Source organism: Bacteroidia bacterium (assembly GCA_027493955.1).
GTDB lineage: Bacteria > Bacteroidota > Ignavibacteria > SZUA-365 > SZUA-365 > JAOSJT01.
The window spans coordinates 2,875,764-2,896,285 of the sequence record JAOSJT010000001.1 but is presented as its reverse complement, the minus strand read 5'-3'; the positions used below and the strand labels follow the sequence as shown (position 1 = coordinate 2,896,285).

Below are 20,522 nucleotides of genomic sequence, written 5' to 3'. Positions count from 1 at the left end.
GGGAATCAGGCCTGCTGAATGTCACAGTGGTTGCCGCGATCAAGCGCGTCCGAGAGATCGAGGAGGCTGCCGATTATTGTCGCATGTTTCTCTTCAGAGAGACAGGTCAGTGCCGATTCGTAGACGTCGATACATTCGGCGCTCACCTTGCGTCCGATCGCTTCTCCCTGTTTCGTCAGACGGACATTGATGATGCGGCGGTCGGAAGGGTCGATGTGCCGGGTGACGTAGCGCTTCCTGACCAGGCCGTCGATGATACGTGTCAAACGGCTGCTGGTAAGGCTCATCCGTGTCGCAATCTCCCCCACCGAGAGTTCCGTATCGTGGCGGAAGGCCCTGAGGCATTTGAATTCGGACAGGGATAAATCGGCGTCACCGGCGATGCCTTCCTGTTTCCGTTGACAGGTCCACATCAACTTGAGCATGAGGTCGGAAAGTGTTTCAGCTCTATGACGTACCGCGGCATCCTGCATGACTTCCATCTGTTCTGTCCTAACAACAACTTATCGGTAAAGCGGGAAAATGTCAAGCGTATTTTAAGATATTTATATAATAAAAGTTCGACAGAATCCTGTGACGCTGTCCGGCCCTGATTCTCGCGCAGGCGGTTGATTTCGTTTTGCTTTCATCGTATCATTCAGGCATTGAACTGAATCCGCACATCGAATATCGAGGCCGAGTATGGAGCATTTCCGTCAAAGCATGCTGAAACTGATCATCCAGACGTCCACGAATCTGCCGCGCGACGTGCGGTCTGCGATGGATCGCATTCTGGACAAGGAGGAGCCGGGTAGTCGCGCCGCGATGGCGCTCGCGACCATTGCGCGCAATATTGACATGGCGTGCGAACAGGAAGGTGCGATTTGTCAGGACACCGGCATGCCGACTTTCAAGATCAAGACGCCTGTCGGGGTCAACCAGATCGACATGAAAAAGGCGGTGCTCTGGGCGGTCGAGGAGGCCACACGACTCGGCAAGCTGCGTCCGAATACGGTTGATTCCGTTACGGGCAAGAACAGCGGCAACAATATCGGGCACGGTGCGCCGGTGTTCTACTGGGAGCAATGGGAGCGGGACGACATCGAAGTACGGCTCATTCTCAAGGGCGGCGGTTGTGAGAATAAAAACATACAGTACTCTCTGCCAACGGTGCTTGAGCACCTGGGGAAGGCGGGGAGGGACCTTGAAGGAGTTCGAAAGTGTATTCTGCACGCGGTGTGGCAGGCACAAGGGCAGGGGTGCTCCGTCGGCGCCATCGGTGTCGCCATCGGATCGGACAGGGCCTCCGGATACGCGTATGCCAAGGAGCAGTTGTTCCGCGAGCTCGATGATACCAATCCCGATCCGGTGCTTGCCGAGCTGGAGACATACATCATGGATCACGCGAATACCCTGAACATCGGTCCCATGGGCTTCGGAGGCAACAGCACATTGATCGGCTGTAAAGTCGGAAGCTATCACCGACTCCCCGCGAGCTTCTTTATTTCGGTTGCCTATGATTGCTGGGCTTTCCGCCGTCTCGGCGTCCGTATCGATCCCGCGACGGGAGAGATTACCGAGTGGATGTATCGCGAAGCCGATCCAAAGCGGATGGCCGTTTCCGAGGGGCTGCCGCTGACGGGGAAAGAGGTCGTCCTGCAGGCACCGATTTCCGAGGAAACCATTCGCTCACTGAAGGTGGGTGACATTGTGTTGGTATCCGGGCGCATGTACACCGGCCGTGACGCGCTGCACGGCTATCTGATGGACCATGATGCACCGGTGGACATGCGCGGGGGTGTCATCTATCACTGCGGACCGGTCATGCTTCAGGACGCAGATGGCGTATGGCATGTCATGGCGGCGGGGCCGACGACGAGCATACGGGAGGAACCGTATCAGGCCGAGATCATCAGAAAATTCGGCTTGCGTGTCGTCATCGGAAAGGGCGGCATGGGGGCCAAGACCCTTCAGGCCATGAAAGAGCATGGCGCGGTGTATTTGAATGCTATAGGTGGGGCAGCACAGTACTATGCCGAAACGGTCAAGCGCGTACCCGGCGTACATTTTCTTGAGGAATTCGGCGTACCCGAAGCGTTGTGGGAATTCGACGTCGAGAATTTCGCCGCCATCGTCACGATGGACGCGCAAGGAAACTCTTTGCACGCGGACGTGGAAGCCGACTCGGCGACGCGTCTGGCGCAGCTGGAGCTTACGGTTCTGCACTGAAGGAACACAGAAATGGACCCGATAGAAGCATCATTTTCGGAAGCACAGGATTGTTTGACCTCGTTCATTGCGGATGACGTCCATTTCCCGAGAGTTCGTCTTTTCGCGAGCAAACTGGCGGCGACATTTCAGAGCGGCTGCAAAGCGATGGCCTGCGGCAACGGCGGCTCGATGAGCGATGCCATGCATTTCGCGGAGGAATGGAGCGGACGGTATCGGAAGGAGCGTCCCCCCATGCCGGCGATTGCCTTCAGCGATCCCGGACACATGAGCTGCGTGGCGAACGACTATGGTTTTTCGGAGGTGTTCGCCCGCCAGGTTCTGGCGCTCGGTCGCGAAGGTGATCTGTTGCTGTTGTTAAGCACCAGCGGTAATTCCCCGAATCTTCTGCGCGCGGCCGAGGAGGCGCGGAGCCGTGGAGTGACCACCGTCGGATTGCTTGGCAGGGACGGCGGTGCGCTGCTTCCGCTTTGCGATATCCCCATCCTTGTCCCCGGAGCTACAAGCGACCGTATTCAGGAGTTGCATATCAAAATCATCCATACGGTGATCGAAGCGGTGGAGCGCATGCTGTTCCCGGATCTGTATACGTAGAGACAAGCGCACGGATTACTCCGCACAGCAGAAATAAACGTCTTTACGTTACTCAGTCGGATCTCGATACTTTTTCGTCACGAGGGTCGGGAAGATTCCTGCCCATAGCAAATTCGCGATCAATCTGCGTCATCCGTGGACAGATCGACGCCCGGGTGAGCATTGGCCAATTTCCCGAAAAAAATGCCCCGTATTGGGAATCGTGGAGTCCGTAATCCGTACAGTGCTGACGGATGATGTTCGTAAAGTATTTATTTCCAACGTGTTATAGTTTGGCGTGATATATGTTCATAACGAAGCATGTTGAACACAAATACAGTACGAAAAATGCTTCGTTTCCTTACCCTCGCAACGCTCCTTCTCCTCTCTTCCTCATCGCTGATTGCCGGACCGACGCCACAAAGGCGACAGGCACCGAAGGCCGCGAAGACAGAGAGCAGCCTTGACCTCTCCGCGCAGAAATTGTCCGTCGAAATCGGTACACTTCTCGCTGTGCGCTTCGTCGACCTGGTGAAATTGACGTGGGACACACGCCAGGAACAGGGCAATCATGGCTTCGAAATCGAGCGTAGGTCCGGGAAAAATGCCGCGTGGACGACGGTGGGATTTGTTCCGTCACATGGAATAGGCGCACAAGGTACGTACGAATTTACCGACCGCTCGTCTTTCGATGCGGCGACGTATTACCGCATCAAGCAAATATCCACCAACAGCAGCGCCACCTATAGTGGGAGCATGGTGGTGCTTCCCGAAAGCTACTCTGCAGAGTTCAGCGTTCTCCCGGCTGTCAATGCTCCCGGCAAACTGCTCTCCTTCACCCTGCCGTCGGATCAAACGGTGAAGCTGCGTGTCATGGATGTGTATGGCAAGCAGGTAGGTGTTCATTTTCAGGAGATGCGTCTCTCCGCTGGTCATCATCTCGTGCCATTTACCGCAAATGACTACGCACCAGGCGTGTATTTGCTCAAATTGGAAAGCGACAATGGTGTGCTGACGGCCACGATGGTAAAATAATCCTTCCCGGGCAACAACTGCCCCCAGATGTCGTCCAATCACTGCAGAAAAGCGGTCTCGAGAGACCGCTTTTCGTTTGCTTCACGGCTGAGCAAAACTACCAGTGACCGGTCCAATTCTGTCGTTCTTTCCACAGCAGCAATACATGTTTTTCGGCTATGGCCCGTTTGAGCAGACTCCCGAGGAATCCAATGAAACGGAGCCGGGGGATAAACGGCAGAGAGGCCCAGCCGATAGCGAGATGCTTGCCGAGCGAGACAACTTCTCCGAGCACCTTTGGTTTATAGGGGACGAGCGATGCATTCCGTACGGAATTCCTGACATTGTTCGCAGTCAGATACCCCTGCTGAAGGGCGAACTGTGCGGCCGTCGGCACAGATTCCCCGGTACGCGGATTTTTTGCGAGAGCGTTGTCACCGATGGCGAACACCTCCGGTCTATCCTTCACCCGCAGATATTCGTCCACGATCACGCGACCTTGCGGTCCGGTTTCCGCACCGCTGCGTCGAATCAGGTCTGAGATGCGTATCCCGCCGGTCCATATCATCGTCTGCGTTGCTATGGGAGTCCCCGGATCTCGGAGCACATACATAGTTCCGTCGCGTTGTTCCATTCCCATGACGCGCGTCTCTGTGATAATACGAATGCCCATCGCCTGCATCGCCTCGACGGAGCGGAGAATTTGCCTCCCGTCGAGCGACGGCAGGATGCGATCGGAAAGTTCGATCAGGACCATTTCCGGTTCGGACGGGTCAACATGATACTGCACGCACAGCGCGTCGAAGCGCTCCGCCATTTCCGTCGCGAGTTCAACTCCTGTCAATCCGCCGCCTCCGATAACGAATCGTAACAGTGCCTTGCGTCTGTTCAGGTTCGTCTCCGTCGCCGCCATCGCGAACATGCGTTCGGTGTGCTCACGAATACGCTCGGAATCCTCGAGCTCTTTCAGCTGAAAGGCGTGTTGCTGCAGGCCGGGGATCTGGTAAAAATTTGTTTTACTGCCGAGCGCGATGACAAGATAATCGTAGCGAATGCGCCGAGCTTCCGGCTGCGTCGTGTCGGACATCCCGTAGTCCAACTCCACGGCCCGTGCCTCGAGATCGATTCGTGTCACTTCGCCCAGATGGAACGTCACATTCGGCCGACGTGCGAGAAACCGTGCCAGTGGTACGGTGATCTCCTGTTTCCGGACCGCCCGCTCATGCAAACGGGTCTCCAGCAGATGGTAGGTGTGGCGGTCGACAAGATGCAGGCGAACGTTCGCGTCCTTGCGAAAGAGTCGTGCCAGGCGGGAAATGCAGCTCATCCCGCCATATCCCGCTCCGAGGATCACAATGTCTATGTGCTTCGAGGTATCCATGATGTGTACTGAACCAGACTCGTTCCAGTACAACACTGCAAGCAGGGTAAAACAATCCCGGGCAGTGCATTAGAGACGACTGCGCTGACCAAAAAAACAACGGCGGACGATCAGTCCGCCGTTGAAGCCCGTCAGGCATGAAGATATTGTACCACGTTGCGCTAGTTCTTTGATGCGGAGGATTGCTTCACCCGTGCCAGTGCTTTGCGTGCCGCGTCGAGCAATGGACTTGTCGAAATCGGGGCGCCGACTGCGGTCTTCATCCATAAATCGGGGGATACGTTGCCGACAGCGCACATGCGCTGCATCTCTTTCGCGAGATCCTTGCCCACAAGGTACTGTTCGATCTGAAAAGCGATAATGTGGCCAAGGGGATAATCCGGTGTGTATAAGCCTGCGTCCACCATGTGGGAATAAATGGCAAGCAACGGCGTATCTTTGTGTCCGAGAACAGGTGCAAAATACTGATTCCACACTTCGGTTGCGATGCGCTTCACCGCATCGCGAAAATCAGCGGCGGAAGCGTCCGGATGTTCATACAACCAACGCCATGCCCGCATATCGACCAGCGCCACACCGGAGATCTCGAATGTAGACCAAAGAACATCCAGCGAGCCGAGCGCTGTGGCGAGAGGATCGTTCACCCGCATACCGAGTAACTCCAGATCACGGGATTGAAAAACAAAGGCGAAGCCCTCGGTGAACGCAGTGTTGGGTACGCCTCTGAGCAGTGTATGGTCGATGTTCTGGAAAGAAAGTACCTGCTCGACATTGTGCCCGAGTTCATGTATGGCGATGTTGTAGCCTTTGTAATTCATCCCATTCGTCGCAATGCGGGTGCGCAGTCGGGCCTTGTCGGTCAGGCGTCCGGGAGGCATGGCGTGTCCGGCGCCGCGGGAAGCATCAACAGCGATGCGATCCGCCACAAAACGCGCCATGGCGGGATCGAAGCCGAGTTTGCGGAGGATGTTGGGTATGTCGCGTTCGAAGGATGCGGCATCGGGGTAACGGGACGCGACAACCTGATCGAGCTCCGCTTCGCTGAGCGGCGGTTTGGCCTTGAATCCGGGGTACCAGATATCAAAGGGCTCCAGCGGTCTGCCGAGTCGGTCCGTGATCAGTCGGGCCACATCGGCGATAACGGGGTCGGAGAGAACAGAAATCAGGAGTTGCTCGACAGCGTCCTCGGGAATCTCTCTGTCGATATCGAAACGCCGTGCGATATGCGTCGGAGCCGAGGGCGTCCATGCATCGATTGCCTGCTCACCTTTGAAGGTTTTCAACCACATCGCATACCGCGTATCGGGTTCGCGCTCACCCGCGGTCGGTTTTGTCTCAGGTGCGCCTGAGGGTCTGATGGTGTTGTCCTCAACAAACCAGTCGTATGCGGACGTATTGATCACGGAAGTCGGAATTTCCTGCGTGATGATGCGTTCCATGATGCGCATGATGAGCTGTTGTCGCACCAGCCCGTCGGGTGCGGCATACTGTGCTTTGAGCTCGTCTCGAAGCCCCCAGTGAGAAATGAGAACGAGGTCTTTCGGGAAGAGCCGTTCACCTTTCGCATTCAGCACGTGATGCATATACACGTTGTAATTACTGATGTAATTATCCGCCGCGGTGTACGCCGAGATGGCAACCTGCTGCGCGGAAGCGGGGATGCGGACGTCGAAACGCTGTGCGAGTCGTGCCTCGGCCCACTGCCTGCGATTCCACGAGGCACCGTCACGCAGTCGTTGATCCAGTGTCGTCAAAGGGAAGTTCAGCAACGCGGCGAACGCGAGTTTGGTGGTGAACATGTCATCGAGCAGATGCACCCCCGGTGAAAACTCACCGAAGCGCAAATCCACGGGAAGTGTCGGGCCGGTGTCCAGCTGCAACGGGATGTTGAGATCGCGGCGCAGTTCGGTGTAATATCCACCGATGAGCATCAGATTTCGTTCGAAGCGCGCGAACGTTTGATCGAGGACCACTTCGTCCGAGATAAAATGTTCCCGGCAGAAGTTCTGAAATTCTGCCTCGCTGCCATCCGCTTCCTGCCAGCGATCTGCGACTTGACGAATCCCCAGCTCGATGCGTCCTCGCTGGTCTTCGCCATGCAGGGCGATCAAGGTGTCAATTACTTCCGTGACCGCGTTCGGTCCGATGAAGGTTTTGCTGCGCGTCATTTCGCCTCTGTCGTCCTTTGCGCAGGAAAGCAGCAGACCGGCACAGAGCACAGTGATAATAGGAAGGAGTGAATGTGTACGTAGCATCGTGGGCGGTTTCCTCTGTGGTGTTGCGTGTACGTGGGAGGTAGTGTCATTCCTGTTGCGCCTGGTATTCTATCTGACGTGGCCGGTGAGGTCCTCAAGATAAAATACCATACTTTTTCAGGTCGGGAAAGTAACGCCCGACGCATACACGCGTCCATGCCTGCACCATCCAGAAAGCGCATATGCGGAGGGTGCATGGTACAATGGGCTGTCGGAATATGCCGCCGTCGCGCCGCTGCTTTTTCTTCGGTCAACCCGACCCGCCAGGAGTCGGTGTACCGGGAATGGATGCTCGGGCACGTCAACGGCGAAGGAATTGCCGGAGACACGCGGCTTGCCGATATTGAGGTACGTACCTTCACTACAGGTAATTATGAAACGCTCGCTTCTTTTCTGGATTCTCGCCGTCATATTCACATTTTCTTCGGCTGTGTACCAGCGCATGACAGGTCCGACGCACCCCGTGCGCGGCAGCGCGACGCTGGGAGGCGGCGAGGTGCGCTGGAAGCTGGACCGATCCCACGGAGGTGCGGGAGATCAACCGGTCCGCGTGTTCGTTCGGCATGCCACGACGGAGGGGTCGCTTTTCTATAAGCGTTACAAAACCGATGACGAGTGGACGCGAGTACGTATGGTTCGAAAGGGGGATACGCTTTACGCCATGCTTCCGCATCAGCCGCCCGCTGGGAAACTGGAGTACGCGGTGGAATTGCACGCAGGGCAGAGCTTTCTCCGAATACCGGAGACGGAGAGTATTGTCACACGCTTCAAGGGGCATGTACCGAATGGGTATTTGTTTCCCCATGTGATTGTGATGTTTCTTGCGATGCTGTTTTCCATGCGTGCGGGATTGGAAGCGCTCCGACGGGAAGCGCAGCTCAGGAAGCTTGTCCTTTGGACCACCATACTGATCACGGTGGGCGGGATGATACTCGGACCCATCGTGCAGAAGTTTGCGTTCGGTGCGTTCTGGACCGGTTTCCCCTTCGGAACTGACCTCACGGACAACAAAACACTTTTGGCTTTCATCGCGTGGATTGTGGCATTAACTGTTGTCATTCTGGCGGGAATAAAACCAGCGATGCAGCGCTGGCTGGTGCTGGCGGCTTCGATCATCACTCTCGCGGTGTATTTGATTCCACATAGCATGATGGGCTCGGAGTTGAATTATCGGGAGTTGGACAAACTGCAGATGCGGGAGGCACCGCTCGAACGGGGTACAGCTCCGGAAATACTATGAGCGATTCAGAGAACACTACCAGCGAACAGCCCGGCCGACGCTTGTTTCTGGCCGCTGCCTGGACAGGTGCGGGCACTTTTTTTGTGCTCCCGGTGGCGGTGTTGCTGGCCGGACGAAATCCCTTGCTCGCGGCCGTTCTCGGATATGCATCCATAGCAGTATTCACCGGAGGCATTGCGGCGCGCTACGATGTTATCGTCGCGCGAAACGCGATCATGCAGCTGCTGGCGAACATCACACTTTCCACCGGTGTCGCGTTGGTGTTTTTCTTTCTTTTTCTCCTGCTCTATCACATCTAAAGTATGCAGTGCTCCTTTGGAGAGAGGGTACGCGGAGATACAATCGTGAGGTTGTGATGCGGTACCGGGTGCCATTTTTGCGGCGTGCGTTGCCCGGTCCTCAGGGTGGGTTTCGCTTCCAAACTGCATAACCGCACCGCTGCGCACCTGCAACGTCGGTGTATCGAGTGGCACTCGCCGGGAACGCAGAAGGCCCGGAACTGCGTCGCAACGGAGATCGGACGGATATGCTTCCGCGCTGGGAAGGCGCTTGTTCCATCGTGCTTCGCTTGGAGCGGGGCGGGAGAAAACGGGAACATGCATCGGAGAGCGCTCGCGAAACCGAGTTGTCTTCACCCCTGCGGGTTGTCCAAACGGAGCTTGTATCGACATCTCGCGTGTCCTTTGGCTTCCTGCCGCTTCCTGCCGGGGAATCATGATGCGCCAGGGTGCGTTATAGATTTCGTATTCGGTCTCACTATCCATTTTTTTACCCTGACAATTGTGACTTAGTCACTGACCGGGTCAGTCCTGATGCCTTAATTGCTGTTGAATGTTTTCAAACTTAAAATAGTGTTGCAACATTTGTGACGCACATACTCTAACAACGTCAGGACTTCTCACGGTCAGCAGTAATTGCGGTGAGAGTGTTTCCTGCAGACTTTGAAAGATCATGACATTTACAAAAAGTTTTCCGCGCATCGTCCCGGCCGCGCTCCTCGTACTGGCGGTGGTATTCCTATCCGCATGTGCTGATTCCATTGTCTCGGAGTGCGATCTTCCTGATGGACCGCTCCCGGTGAGCGCACGTTTCAGCGATATCGAGGCGAAGGTGTTTGCGGTGAGCTGCGCCACGGCAGGATGCCATGGGGGGGCAAATCCGCAAGCAGGCATGGATCTTTCCGCAGGACGGTCGTACGATGCGTTGGTAAATGTCAACAGTCTCTACTTCCCGGCTCAAAAGCGCGTTACACCCGGCAACAGTGCGGAGTCCGTATTGATCTCTCTCCTACGCCGTGAAAAGCAGCCGGCTATGCCTCCTGCGGGAGCGCTGGAAGCAGCCATCATAGATTCAATTGCTGTCTGGATAGATCGCGGTGCGCCCCGCGACTGAAGGATATGAGAAATGGAGGTACTGTATGAAATTCCTGATCTGTCTCATGTTGTGCAGCTTCGCGGCCTCCGCGCAGATCGTCGAGTATCACGTGGACACGAAGGCGAAGAATGTCGTCAAGTTCATCTCCGACGCTCCGGTAGAGGATTTCGAAGGAGTGACAAACAGGATTGATGGATATCTCAAGCATAGCGGAAGCAGTCTGAACGAGAGCAGCGAGCTGTATTTCGAGGTGGATTTGCGAACACTTGATACAGGAATTGGTTTGCGCAACAGGCATATGCGCGAAGAGTATCTTCACACGGACAAATACCCCTATGCGAAATTTTCCGGAAGCATACTCAGCGTACGCGATGCCGGCTCCGGCCGGACAGCGGCGGTGAAAGGCACAATGGATATTCACGGGGTGAAGAAAACCATGGAAGTGACAGCCAGCTTGTCCCCCACATCCAGCGGAATGCGCGCAAAGGTTTCCTTCATCGTCAAGCTCACGGATCATAACATCGAGGTTCCGAAGTTTATGTTCCTGAAAATCAGCGAAGACATGCAACTCGAACTCGATATGTATTTGAAAAAGGTCAAAGGATGAATCACAGAGCGCTACGACTATTTTTCCTTCTTGTTCCTCTGGTCATCGGTGCCCAAGGCCTCGCACAGGATGGTTCCGGCTGGAAGCGCAGCGAGGAAGCGGAACCGCCGCCGCTGGAACTGTTCCATTCCACGCATGCAGTCAATCTGCCCACCGCGACCACCATGCAGCAGGGGAACTTTGAATTCGAGATTTCGCACCGTTTCATCCCGACAATCAAAGACGGCAGTACGACGCTGTGGGGTTTCGACGGACCGGTCAACATTCGTCTCGCGTTGGGGTATGCCTGGAGTGATGACGGTGTTGTGACGCTCGGGCGCAGCAACGTGCAGGACAACCTGGATCTGACCGTGAAGCACAAGCTTCTCGCAATCCGCCACGAGGTGATGCCCCTGCTCGTTGCCGCCCGCGCCGGTCTCGCATGGAATACGGATGTGCCGGGTACGGATACCTGGGATACCGATAACGCGCAATGGTTCGCGCAGTTGATTTTGAATACGATGTATGATGAACGATTTGCGCTCGGCATCGTCCCGTCGTATCTGAATAACAGTCATCTCCCTTGTCCCGAGCGGCAGTACTCTTTTACACTTGGTGTGCACGCCCAATACTATATCACGCGGGTTCTGAACGTCCTTCTGGAATGGAATCCCACGGTGACGGGATGGCGCTCGGGCCACAATCCGCTCTCGGTGGGTGTGGAACTGGAGACCGGTGGACATTTTTTCAAAGTGTTGTTAAGCAACAGCACCCTGCTTAACACGACCCAATTTTTGGCCGGTGCCGGCAGTTCCTTCAATGATGGAGAATTGCATATCGGCTTCAATATCACGCGCTTGCTCACATTTTAGAACAGATTTTCTGGAGAACATATGAAAAAAATCGTAGTACTCTTTTTTCTTCTGGGTATTACCTCGGGCACCTTTCTTATCGGAAGGAACTTTCGCGAAAATCAGGTCCCACACGGCACCGTGAAATCCTGCCTCACCTGTCACGTCGTGCCCGGAGGGGATCGCAATGCGTTCGGGAGAGAGATCCAGCGGAATTTCCTGACGGTGTCGGGAGCGGCTGGCAGTGTGAAGTGGGGACCAGAACTCGCGCAGCTTGACAGTGACGGGGATGGCTTTACCAACGGACAGGAATTGCAGGATCCGACAGGTTCCTGGACCCCTGGTCAGGCGCAGCCTGGCGACCGCAGTCTCGTGACGAATCCGGGAGATCCCACGGATTTCCCGAAAACAACGTCGGTTGAAACACGTGTTGGTCTTGCTGCGGAATACCATCTCGGAACGAATTATCCCAATCCCTTTAACCCCACCACGAGAATAGAATTCGGTGTCCCCCTATCGGGTCACGTGCGTCTCGAGATATACAGCGTCGGCGGTGCGCTTGTGCGGACGTTGGTCAACGATGTCATGCAACCGGGAGTTTACTCCGCAACATGGAACGGTCGCAACAACGACGGACAGCTCGCAGCTACAGGGTTGTATCTCTATCGCATGTCCGCGGGCACGTTTTCTGCGGTCAAGCGTATGGTCATGATTCAATAGAATTCGGCACTACCAGCCCAACGTGACGGCGGCGTCCCGCACTGATGCAGGACGCCGCCGTACCATTTCGATCCCCGATGCTACTTGCGATGTTCGGCGAGAAAATCGAAAAATTCGTCGAACCAGATCAACTGCTCCTGTGGACGCAGTACCCAGTGATTTTCATCCGGATACACGATGAGCTTTGAGGGGATTCCCTTCACCTGTGCCACCGTGAATGCCTCGAGACTTTGCGTATAGGGAACGCGGAAATCCTTCTCCCCGGTGATGATGAGTATGGGTGTGTCCCAGTTCTGTGCATAACGATGAGGGGAGTGCTTTTCGTAATTGGGTGTATAGCGCGGGTCCCAGTAGGGGCCGCCATTTTCCCAATTGGTAAACCAGAGTTCTTCTGTCGCGCCGTACATGCTCTCGAGGTTGAACACGCCGCAGTGTGATACAAAGCTGCTGAACCGCCCCTGATGATTCCCGGCGAGCCAGAATACCGCATAACCGCCAGCACTCGCACCGATGGCCGATACCTGTTTCGTGTCGATAAACGGTTCCTTCAGCATCGCATCCGTCGCCGCCAGAATATCCTGCATGGGCATGCCACCCCAATCCTTACTGATGGCATCGTTCCATTCCTGACCGAAGCCGGGAAGTCCGCGCCGGTTCGGTGCGACAACCACATACCCCTTCGACGCCATCAACAGGAAGTTCCAGGCGTAACTGAAAAACTGGCTGACGGTCGCCTGAGGTCCCCCCTGGCAGTAGGTGATCATCGGGTATTTGTTCTTCGGATCGAAATCCGGCGGATACACAATCCAGGTCTGAACTTTCTTTCCATCCGTACTGGGGATCCATCGTTCTTCGAATCGGACCTGCCGGATGTTCGATAGAAAAGCTGTGTTTTCAGCGGTCAGGGGAAGCGGTCGGGCGCCTTTTTTCGCCTCCTGTGCGTAGAGTTCCGTTGGCGCGTTGAAGTTGCGTCTGCCATATATCAGCGTTTTCCCATCGGGAGTAATATCCAGGCCGGCATCATGGTTGAACAGGCCCCCCGTCAGAATTTCGAAGGACCCGTCGAGTATCATGCGATAGATCTGCACCGTGGCGCCGTCCTCCGCCTGGAAATAGAGAGACTTCGAATCAGGCGCCCACTTCGTGCTTCCCACCCACTGATCGAGATTTTTCGACAACTCACGAATGTCGCCATTTTTTCGATCATACAGCATGAGGCGGTTTCTGTCGGCTTCATGCCCGTCCCTCTCCATTGAGTGAAACGCGATCCAGCGGCCGTCGGGGGAGTAGACCGGATCACGGTCGAAGCCGACAAGACCAGTGGTAATATTGCGTGTCACCTTGCTCGCGATGTCGACAATGTACACATCCGAATTCGTACTGGTCGCATAGTTTTCGATTTTCTTGGAAACGTAGGCAATTTCCTTTCCATCGGGGGACCAGGCAATCTGCTCGGCACCGCCGAAGGGTTTCATCGGCGTTTCGAACATCTCGCCCTCCATCAGATCCACCGCGGGTCCGCCCTGTACGGGCATGATACACAGATGCATGGAGAGTTCATCGTTCCATTCATCCCAGTGGCGGACATGGATGCGATCGTAGATGCGGACATTCGCTTTAGCTCTGTTCGGGAAACGCTCCGCAATGGTTTTCCCGACCTTCACGTCGGAAGTGAAGGCAAAGTAGGCGCCGTCCGGCGACCAGGACAGATTGCTGACGCCGTTCTCGATAGCACTCACCTTGACGGCTTCTCCACCATCTACCGGAATCGTGTAAATCTGCGGAGTGCCTGCGCGTGTTGAAATAAAGGCGACGGTTTTGCCGTCCGGAGACCACACACCGTTGTAGTCTGCAGCCGGAGATGCGGCGAGCAGGCGGCGAATGGAACCGTCGATGGAGAGGAGGAATAAATCCGTGTTTCCGCGATTTTCTGTGATGTCGGGAGTGTTCACGGAATACAGTATCCATTTCCCGTCAGGGGAGACGCTTGGTCCGCCCACACGTTTCAGTGAGAGCAACTCCTCGGCGGTGATCAGTCGGGTCGCTTGCTGCTGCCGCTGGAGAACCTGCGCTTGCAGTTTCTTCTGCACATCGGGAGAGATCGGTCGACGTTCTGCCTGGTTCTGGGCATCGGAGATGCGAAACATGACTGCAAGGAGCAGCCCGATAGGTATCAGCTGTTTGTACATCGTACATCCTTTAATGAACAATGAATCGGACACATAACACTAATATACTCAGCCGGACGATGCGGCGCCACCCCCACATGCAGCCTGCCGGCGTGTAATGTGACCCGTACCTTTGTGTGCATGTCCATGGGAAGGAGCAGGTCTGCTCGCAATGACCGGAACACAGCGCGAAAAGCCGTGCCATGCAACAAGGATTTTCTGGCATCCTCGCAACGGATACCCGTGCTCCCGGGTATTCCGTCATCCCAGGCGGATGCGACACAGCGGATACTATCATCGCTGATGGTTATATTATCCAGGATGATGAACCGGATGAACAAAATAGTACATCTCCTCGCGCTGCTTTCCGTCCTCTGCGTGCCTGTGAACGGATTGCTGAACGCACAAAATGCGGGAGAACTTGTCGCGGGACGTGGCGGTATGGCCGTTTCCGCATGTCCGCTTGCTACCGAGGCCGGGGTGAATGTATTGCGAAACGGAGGGAACGCCGTTGATGCGGCGGTCGCAATGGGCTTTGTCCTTGCGGTCACCTATCCCTCCGCGGGAAATCTCGGCGGTGGATCTTTCATTCTCATCCGCACGGCGGATGGCAGGACAACTGCGATTGATGCCCGCGAAACAGCTCCCTCCGGCGCACATCGCGACATGTATCTGCACGGTGACGGTAGCGTACGAACGAATGCATCACTGCGCGGACCACTGGCGGCAGGGACGCCGGGTACTGTGGACGGATTTCTGCGTGCGCTCGAACAGTACGGAAGCATGACGCGCGAAGAGGTGTTGCGCCCGGCGTATCATTACGCGCGCGACGGGTTTGTCCCGCATCCGCGACTGCGTGCGTTGCTGCAAAAATATGCCGACAGCTTCCGATTATATACTTCAACATCTCGCTGTTTTCTTCCCGGCGGCAAGGTTCCACGGAAGAGCGTCAGATGGAGGCAACGCGATCTGGCGCGGAGCATCGAGCGGATTATTATATCGGGACGTGATGGCTTTTATCGCGGTGAAACTGCTCGCAGTATAGCGGAAGCGATGCGCCGGGATGGTGGATTGATAACGGAAGAGGATCTCGCTAACTATCGCAGTGTGCAGCGCGTTCCCCTGCGCGGATCATACCGTGGTTTGGCGGTCTTGAGCATGCCGCCCCCCAGTTCCGGGGGCATCGCTCTGCTCCAGATGCTCGGTGTGTTGGAGAACTATCCCCGTTTGATCGAGCCGCGCTCATCGGCATTGACCGCGCATGTCATGACCGAAGTCATGCGCAGAGCGTTTGCGGATCGCGCGGTATTCGGAGGAGATCCGGAGTATACGGTCGTTCCGGTGGACTCGTTGTTGAGCGCCTCGACCGTCGCGGCATGGTATGAAGCCATCGATACTGCCCGAGCGACACCCAGTACAGAGCTGCATGGTACGGCGTTACCCGTGCGGGAGAGCGATAATACAACGCACTTCGCCGTTATGGATGCGCGGGGAAATGCTGTCTGTGTCACGACGACGCTCAACAGTACCTTCGGTGGATACTATGTCGTCCCCGGGACCGGAGTGCTGTTGAATAATGAAATGGATGATTTCAGTGTAAAGCCTGGAGCAGCGAATCAATTCGGCTTATTGGGAAGTGAAGCGAACAGCATAGCTCCGGGCAAACGGATGTTGAGTTCCATGACACCCACTATCGTGCTCAAGGACGGCAAACCGTGGTTGCTTACGGGAAGTCCGGGCGGTTCGAAAATTATAACCTCGGTGCTGCAGACGATACTGAACATTGTCGCATTCGATATGCCGCTGCACAACGCGATAGCCGCTCCGCGATTCCACCATCAATGGTATCCTGACAGAATCGAGTATGAGAGTGGTGCATTGGCGCCGGAGGTCCGGATCCAGCTTTCCGGCAAAGGCCATACATTGAAGGAAGTGCAGCCGTTCGGCAGAGTGGAGGGGATATTGTACGATGCGACCACAGGGATATGGTATGGTTGTAGCGATCCCCGCGGATATGGCAAAGCGAAGGCGGTAAAGAGTACCGGCACATCCAACTGATGCACCGTGCACTGCGGGCCTGCCTGCGCCGGTGCGTCCGCCGATGCTGAGTTTCGTAAGAACCTCTCTGTCGAAAAGCAACCGGAGGTCGTGCCGCTCCCTCGCGATTCTCAATCTCATGCACATCTCCGAGGCGGCATGCGCCACTCCTCTGCGAGCACCTGATCGGCGCCACCGGGATAGCGAACGGCGGCACCGGTGCGGCGGCGCTGCTGATTTTCGGTGCAGCGTATGTGTGATTCACCGGCAAACCGGTATCGGCTTTCTATGTGCACTAGTGCCGGGATGTGTAAAATCCTGAGCTCGTTTTTCGCAGGATCAGCCGTCATGCGGTGGATCCGGAAATACCGTGACGGAGGGATGAGGCACGCCATGGTATGTGACAACGGTGAGGGATACACCACTTTCGCAGGCACGCATAATCTCGCACCGAGAATAATTTTGTTGACAGTGACTTCCGAATTATATATTTTTCATTTCAGAATTACATCTCTCATCTACACCAACCCTCTCTTCTTTCATTTATCAACCCAGGAGTATTTCATGGACGAACTGCAGAAAATCCGGGCCGCGCTCGCCGTGATGGAGAAACACACATCGCTGCGTCAGGTCTCGATTCAGAGTGGTATTAACTATATCACACTGCGGAACATCAAGTCGGGGAAGTCCGGGCGTGTGACGGATAGTGTCGCCGCGCGTTTCAACAAATTCCAGGAAAAATTCGCGGCGTCTCCCAACGCTGTTGCCAGTCCGCGAACGACCAAAGCGGCTCCGGCGCCTGTTGCCTCCACGCCCGCGTCCAAGAAACCCGGCCCGAAGCCCAAGACCGCCGGAAAAAAACCGGGACCGAAACCCAAGGCGGAAACCGCTCCCGCCCCTGTGGCAGCGAAAAAACCCGGACCGAAACCGAAGGCTCGCCGTAAGGCGGCAGGACGGCCGAAGAAGGCGGTTCCCGCGAGTGCACCCGCTCCGCAGCCCGCAAACCTCCCCGTCTCCGGTCTGCTGGGCGGAACGCTCTCAAAGGAAATCGCCATGGCGGAAGCCCGTCTGGATTTCCTCAAGCAGCTCCAGAAACTCGAAGCAGACTTCCTCAAGAAGATTGGAAAGTAAAGCGCGTTTGCGTATTATTTCTTACTGGTTCCGTTCCAGACCAGGGAACGGAACCAGCATTTTTACAACCGCCCTTACCCGATATATCACGATACGATGAGTACACGGAAATCTGATACCATCAAATGCTCCTTTTGCGGACGTTCATCACGTGACGTGGAGAGCATTATCGCCGGCCCCGATGTGTACATATGCAATCAATGTGTATTGAGTTCGGTGGACATTCTTAAAAGCAATGCCGCCGCCTTTAACACGTCATCGGCGAAATCCCGGAAGCTGCGAGCACCTGCGCAGATCAAGAAAGCCCTGGATGACTATGTTATCGGGCAGGAGAGTGCGAAGAAGACGCTTGCTGTCGCCGTCTATAATCACTACAAGCGCCTGGAATCGAAGCAGTTTTTCAGTGATGATGATGTGGAGATCGAGAAAAGCAATATTCTCCTCATCGGTCCAACGGGAACAGGGAAAACCCTTCTGGCCAGAACGCTCGCGCGCATTCTCGATGTACCATTCGCGATAGCTGATGCCACGACGTTGACCGAGTCCGGCTACGTCGGCGATGATGTCGAGTCCATTCTCGTGCATTTATTGCAGAACGCGGAGTATAGCGTACAGCGTGCCGAACAAGGTATTATCTACATTGACGAGATAGACAAGATTGCCCGTAAGAGCGAAAATGTATCCATCACACGCGATGTTTCGGGTGAAGGTGTTCAGCAGGCTCTGTTGAAAATCCTCGAGGGCTCCATCGTTGGCGTGCCGCCCAAAGGAGGCCGCAAACATCCGGAACAGCCCTTGATAAACATCAATACCAAAGATATTCTCTTTATCTGCGGTGGCGCTTTCGAAGGTCTGGAAACAATTGTTCAACGCAGAACCGGCAAGGTGCCGGTCGGTTTCGGATCCGATGCCACAGCGATGAACAAGCACGACAGGCTGCATGTTCTTTCGCATGTGGAGCCGGACGACATGCTGCGTTTCGGTCTCATCCCCGAACTGATCGGGCGTCTCCCGGTTATGTCCGTGCTGCATCCGATTTCGCGGGAAGGATTACGTAATATCCTCACCCAGCCGAAGAACGCTCTGGTAAAGCAATATAAGAAGCTGTTTGAGATGGAAGGTGTCGAACTCGAATTCGATCACGATGCCCTCGAAGCTATCGTTGACAAAGCCCTGGAACGTGGCACGGGTGCTCGCGCCTTACGTTCCATTCTGGAGAAGGCGATGATGGACATCATGTATCATCTGCCCTCGCGTGAACAGGTATCACGCTGCTTCATTTCCCGCGACACCATCGATAACGGTGCCGATCCCGTGCTCTCCTTCAGTGAGCAGAAGCGCTCCGCCTGAAGTACTCAACATCGTGTAAACAATACGAGGCTGTCCATCGACAGCCTCGTTCTTTCAAACAGGTACCGGTGAATCACTCGCCCGGCGGAACCGTGGAGGCAGTCTCGCTTGCAGACGCATCTTCCGGACGCGGTGTGCCGCGACGCTTGCGCTTTTTCTTGCTATCCCGCGTTGCGCCCTCGGGTGTGCCCTGGACGGCTTCCGTTGCGGCGGATCGGGGCTTGCCCTCATAGACGCGTCCATGCAGCCCTTGCACATAGGAACGATCGAGAAGCATGGCAAGGAGAGGGCGGAGGTCTTCGTCCTGCGCCATCGTCTCCGCGAGCGAAGAGAAGCGCTGTGCCCGCTCCCTGTCCATGATCGCAAGATCAATCATCTGCTGTTCGAGATGGACGGTGAGCCGTTCCGCCAATCTCTGCTGCAGCGCGTCATCGGATGGTAATTCGCTTTTTTCTATACTGAAACCATAGCGTTTGGCGATACCCAGAAGCTTTTTCTCCTGAAATTGCTCGCAAATGGTGATGGCAATCCCTGTTTTTCCGGCGCGGGCGGTGCGCCCCGACCGATGGACATACACCTCGACGTGTTCAGGAATGTCATAGAGAAACACATGGCTCAAATCGCTGATATCAATGCCGCGCGCTGCGACATCGGTGGCGATAAGCAGGCGCAGTTCTCCGCTTCGAAGGTTATCCATCAGCCGTTCGCGCTTACTTTGCGGCAGGTCGCCGGTCAAATGCTGCGCTTCGATGCCGTAATTCTTGATGAACGTCGAGAGATATTCGGCGTCGCGCTTGGTGTTGGTGAAAATGATTGCGGATTCCGGATTCTCGTATTCAAGCAGACGGACAAGGACCCGATCCTTTTGCAACGCCGGCGAGAGATAGTACAAATGCTCGAGCTGGGAGACGGATTGATTACCTCTGCTCAGACTCAGGCGGTCGGGATTCTGCAGAAACTCATGCGCGAGCTGCTCGACATGATACGGCATTGTTGCCGAAAACATGCAGGTGTGCCGTTTTTCCGGTAATTGCTTTCGGAGTTTGCGCATCGAAGGATAAAAGCCCATCGAAAGCATTTCATCCGCCTCGTCCAGTACAAGCATCTTCACGCGCATCAGTGTGAGTGTGCCGCGGTAGAGGTGATCCAGCACGCGGCCCGGTGTGCCCACGATGATATGCGCGCCTTCTTTCAGATCGCGAATCTGCGCATTGTAACGCACGCCTCCATAGACGAGGGCTGAACGGATACCCGAGTCACCGACGAGTTGCATCAGAACGTCGTGAACCTGCTTGGCCAATTCGCGGGTGGGCGTGAGAATGAGCGCCTGACACCAGGCCTGCGTGGTGTCGATGCGCTGGATAATCGGGAGCAGGTACGCCGCTGTTTTCCCACTGCCGGTGCGCGCTTGGACGATTATGTCTCTGCCCGCCATGACGTACGGTATAGCCTTGCGCTGCACGGGGGTGGGGGTGAACCAACCAAGACCTTGTACCAGTGAGGATAATGCAGCGGGGAGATCGGTGAAGGTGAAATCGGGCAGGGGATTATCCGGTTCGTACAAGACCTCTATGTCGGGCTCTTGTTGGGGACGAAGCTCGTCTGTCATGTCGTGAAATTCTCTTTGTTCTTTA

The 20,522-nt window shown here is 55.6% G+C and carries 17 protein-coding genes; 12 read left to right on the top strand and 5 right to left on the bottom strand.

Annotation, left to right across the window (positions count from 1 at the left end):
* Window positions 1-5: 5 nt before the first annotated feature.
* Entirely contained in the window at window positions 6-482 is a 477-nt protein-coding gene (locus M5R41_11040; protein ID MCZ7556924.1) for a MarR family transcriptional regulator, read from the bottom strand.
* Between the two features lie 199 nt (window positions 483-681).
* Between M5R41_11040 and M5R41_11035 the strand changes: the two genes are divergently transcribed.
* From M5R41_11035 to M5R41_11025, 3 genes are all read left to right on the top strand, one after another.
* Window positions 682-2,208 (top strand): fumarate hydratase, encoded by a 1,527-nt coding sequence (locus M5R41_11035; GenBank protein MCZ7556923.1) that lies wholly within the window; start codon window positions 682-684, stop codon window positions 2,206-2,208.
* A 12-nt stretch (window positions 2,209-2,220) separates the two neighbouring features.
* Window positions 2,221-2,802, top strand: coding sequence for an SIS domain-containing protein (locus M5R41_11030; GenBank protein MCZ7556922.1), 582 nt, complete (start codon window positions 2,221-2,223; stop codon window positions 2,800-2,802).
* A gap of 327 nt (window positions 2,803-3,129) precedes the next feature.
* Entirely contained in the window at window positions 3,130-3,816 is a 687-nt protein-coding gene (locus tag M5R41_11025) for a T9SS type A sorting domain-containing protein (GenBank protein ID MCZ7556921.1), read from the top strand.
* A gap of 97 nt (window positions 3,817-3,913) precedes the next feature.
* Here M5R41_11025 and M5R41_11020 read toward each other — a convergent pair whose 3' ends face one another.
* Both M5R41_11020 and M5R41_11015 read right to left on the bottom strand, forming a co-directional pair.
* Window positions 3,914-5,176: an NAD(P)/FAD-dependent oxidoreductase gene (locus M5R41_11020; GenBank protein ID MCZ7556920.1), complete on the bottom strand. Its 1,263-nt coding sequence runs from the start codon at window positions 5,174-5,176 to the stop codon at window positions 3,914-3,916.
* A 161-nt stretch (window positions 5,177-5,337) separates the two neighbouring features.
* A complete protein-coding gene (locus M5R41_11015) occupies window positions 5,338-7,431 on the bottom strand; it encodes a hypothetical protein (GenBank protein MCZ7556919.1) in 2,094 nt (697 codons plus the stop codon).
* Between the two features lie 373 nt (window positions 7,432-7,804).
* Between M5R41_11015 and M5R41_11010 the strand changes: the two genes are divergently transcribed.
* From M5R41_11010 to M5R41_10985, 6 genes are all read left to right on the top strand, one after another.
* Complete coding sequence (locus M5R41_11010) at window positions 7,805-8,671, top strand: hypothetical protein (protein ID MCZ7556918.1); 867 nt, start codon at window positions 7,805-7,807, stop codon at window positions 8,669-8,671.
* On the top strand, window positions 8,668-8,970 hold the full coding sequence (locus M5R41_11005) for a hypothetical protein (protein MCZ7556917.1): 303 nt from the start codon (window positions 8,668-8,670) through the stop codon (window positions 8,968-8,970). Before M5R41_11010 ends, M5R41_11005 begins: the two co-directional genes overlap by 4 nt.
* A 652-nt stretch (window positions 8,971-9,622) precedes the next feature.
* Window positions 9,623-10,063 (top strand): hypothetical protein, encoded by a 441-nt coding sequence (locus M5R41_11000; protein MCZ7556916.1) that lies wholly within the window; start codon window positions 9,623-9,625, stop codon window positions 10,061-10,063.
* A 25-nt stretch (window positions 10,064-10,088) separates the two neighbouring features.
* The gene (locus M5R41_10995) at window positions 10,089-10,652 is read left to right on the top strand and encodes a YceI family protein (protein ID MCZ7556915.1); all 564 of its coding nucleotides are present in this window, start codon (window positions 10,089-10,091) and stop codon (window positions 10,650-10,652) included.
* On the top strand, window positions 10,649-11,503 hold the full coding sequence (locus M5R41_10990) for a DUF5777 family beta-barrel protein (protein ID MCZ7556914.1): 855 nt from the start codon (window positions 10,649-10,651) through the stop codon (window positions 11,501-11,503). Before M5R41_10995 ends, M5R41_10990 begins: the two co-directional genes overlap by 4 nt.
* 21 nt (window positions 11,504-11,524) lie before the next feature.
* Complete coding sequence (locus tag M5R41_10985; GenBank protein ID MCZ7556913.1) at window positions 11,525-12,202, top strand: T9SS type A sorting domain-containing protein; 678 nt, start codon at window positions 11,525-11,527, stop codon at window positions 12,200-12,202.
* An 80-nt stretch (window positions 12,203-12,282) separates the two neighbouring features.
* Here M5R41_10985 and M5R41_10980 read toward each other — a convergent pair whose 3' ends face one another.
* Window positions 12,283-14,391 carry a S9 family peptidase gene (locus M5R41_10980; protein ID MCZ7556912.1) on the bottom strand — a complete coding sequence of 703 codons (2,109 nt, stop codon included), beginning with the start codon at window positions 14,389-14,391 and terminating at the stop codon, window positions 12,283-12,285.
* A 312-nt stretch (window positions 14,392-14,703) separates the two neighbouring features.
* Here M5R41_10980 and ggt point away from each other — a divergent pair, with 312 nt between their 5' ends.
* The 3 genes from ggt to clpX all read left to right on the top strand — a co-directional run bounded on the left by ggt (window position 14,704) and on the right by clpX (window position 18,888).
* Complete coding sequence (ggt, locus tag M5R41_10975; protein MCZ7556911.1) at window positions 14,704-16,428, top strand: gamma-glutamyltransferase; 1,725 nt, start codon at window positions 14,704-14,706, stop codon at window positions 16,426-16,428.
* A 543-nt stretch (window positions 16,429-16,971) separates the two neighbouring features.
* On the top strand, window positions 16,972-17,538 hold the full coding sequence (locus M5R41_10970) for a hypothetical protein (GenBank protein MCZ7556910.1): 567 nt from the start codon (window positions 16,972-16,974) through the stop codon (window positions 17,536-17,538).
* A gap of 96 nt (window positions 17,539-17,634) precedes the next feature.
* Window positions 17,635-18,888, top strand: a complete 1,254-nt coding sequence (gene clpX / locus M5R41_10965; protein MCZ7556909.1) for an ATP-dependent Clp protease ATP-binding subunit ClpX — start codon at window positions 17,635-17,637, stop codon at window positions 18,886-18,888.
* A gap of 73 nt (window positions 18,889-18,961) precedes the next feature.
* On the opposite strand, the gene M5R41_10960 is transcribed toward clpX, so the two are convergent.
* The gene (locus tag M5R41_10960) at window positions 18,962-20,497 is read right to left on the bottom strand and encodes a DEAD/DEAH box helicase (protein MCZ7556908.1); all 1,536 of its coding nucleotides are present in this window, start codon (window positions 20,495-20,497) and stop codon (window positions 18,962-18,964) included.
* Window positions 20,498-20,522 lie beyond the last annotated feature (25 nt).

What these genes read in the sequence shown, in the direction of transcription:
- M5R41_10980 (MCZ7556912.1), bottom strand. Translation starts at nt 14,391, where the DNA reads ATGTACAAACAGCTGATACCTATCGGGCTGCTCCTTGCAGTCATGTTT.
- M5R41_11015 (MCZ7556919.1), bottom strand. Translation starts at nt 7,431, where the DNA reads ATGCTACGTACACATTCACTCCTTCCTATTATCACTGTGCTCTGTGCC.
- M5R41_10995 (MCZ7556915.1), top strand. Translation starts at nt 10,089, where the DNA reads ATGAAATTCCTGATCTGTCTCATGTTGTGCAGCTTCGCGGCCTCCGCG.
- M5R41_10985 (MCZ7556913.1), top strand. Translation starts at nt 11,525, where the DNA reads ATGAAAAAAATCGTAGTACTCTTTTTTCTTCTGGGTATTACCTCGGGC.
- M5R41_11025 (MCZ7556921.1), top strand. Translation starts at nt 3,130, where the DNA reads ATGCTTCGTTTCCTTACCCTCGCAACGCTCCTTCTCCTCTCTTCCTCA.
- M5R41_11035 (MCZ7556923.1), top strand. Translation starts at nt 682, where the DNA reads ATGGAGCATTTCCGTCAAAGCATGCTGAAACTGATCATCCAGACGTCC.
- M5R41_11020 (MCZ7556920.1), bottom strand. Translation starts at nt 5,176, where the DNA reads ATGGATACCTCGAAGCACATAGACATTGTGATCCTCGGAGCGGGATAT.
- M5R41_10970 (MCZ7556910.1), top strand. Translation starts at nt 16,972, where the DNA reads ATGGACGAACTGCAGAAAATCCGGGCCGCGCTCGCCGTGATGGAGAAA.
- ggt (MCZ7556911.1), top strand. Translation starts at nt 14,704, where the DNA reads ATGAACAAAATAGTACATCTCCTCGCGCTGCTTTCCGTCCTCTGCGTG.
- clpX (MCZ7556909.1), top strand. Translation starts at nt 17,635, where the DNA reads ATGAGTACACGGAAATCTGATACCATCAAATGCTCCTTTTGCGGACGT.
- M5R41_10960 (MCZ7556908.1), bottom strand. Translation starts at nt 20,497, where the DNA reads ATGACAGACGAGCTTCGTCCCCAACAAGAGCCCGACATAGAGGTCTTG.
- M5R41_11010 (MCZ7556918.1), top strand. Translation starts at nt 7,805, where the DNA reads ATGAAACGCTCGCTTCTTTTCTGGATTCTCGCCGTCATATTCACATTT.
- M5R41_10990 (MCZ7556914.1), top strand. Translation starts at nt 10,649, where the DNA reads ATGAATCACAGAGCGCTACGACTATTTTTCCTTCTTGTTCCTCTGGTC.
- M5R41_11030 (MCZ7556922.1), top strand. Translation starts at nt 2,221, where the DNA reads ATGGACCCGATAGAAGCATCATTTTCGGAAGCACAGGATTGTTTGACC.
- M5R41_11000 (MCZ7556916.1), top strand. Translation starts at nt 9,623, where the DNA reads ATGACATTTACAAAAAGTTTTCCGCGCATCGTCCCGGCCGCGCTCCTC.
- M5R41_11040 (MCZ7556924.1), bottom strand. Translation starts at nt 482, where the DNA reads ATGGAAGTCATGCAGGATGCCGCGGTACGTCATAGAGCTGAAACACTT.
- M5R41_11005 (MCZ7556917.1), top strand. Translation starts at nt 8,668, where the DNA reads ATGAGCGATTCAGAGAACACTACCAGCGAACAGCCCGGCCGACGCTTG.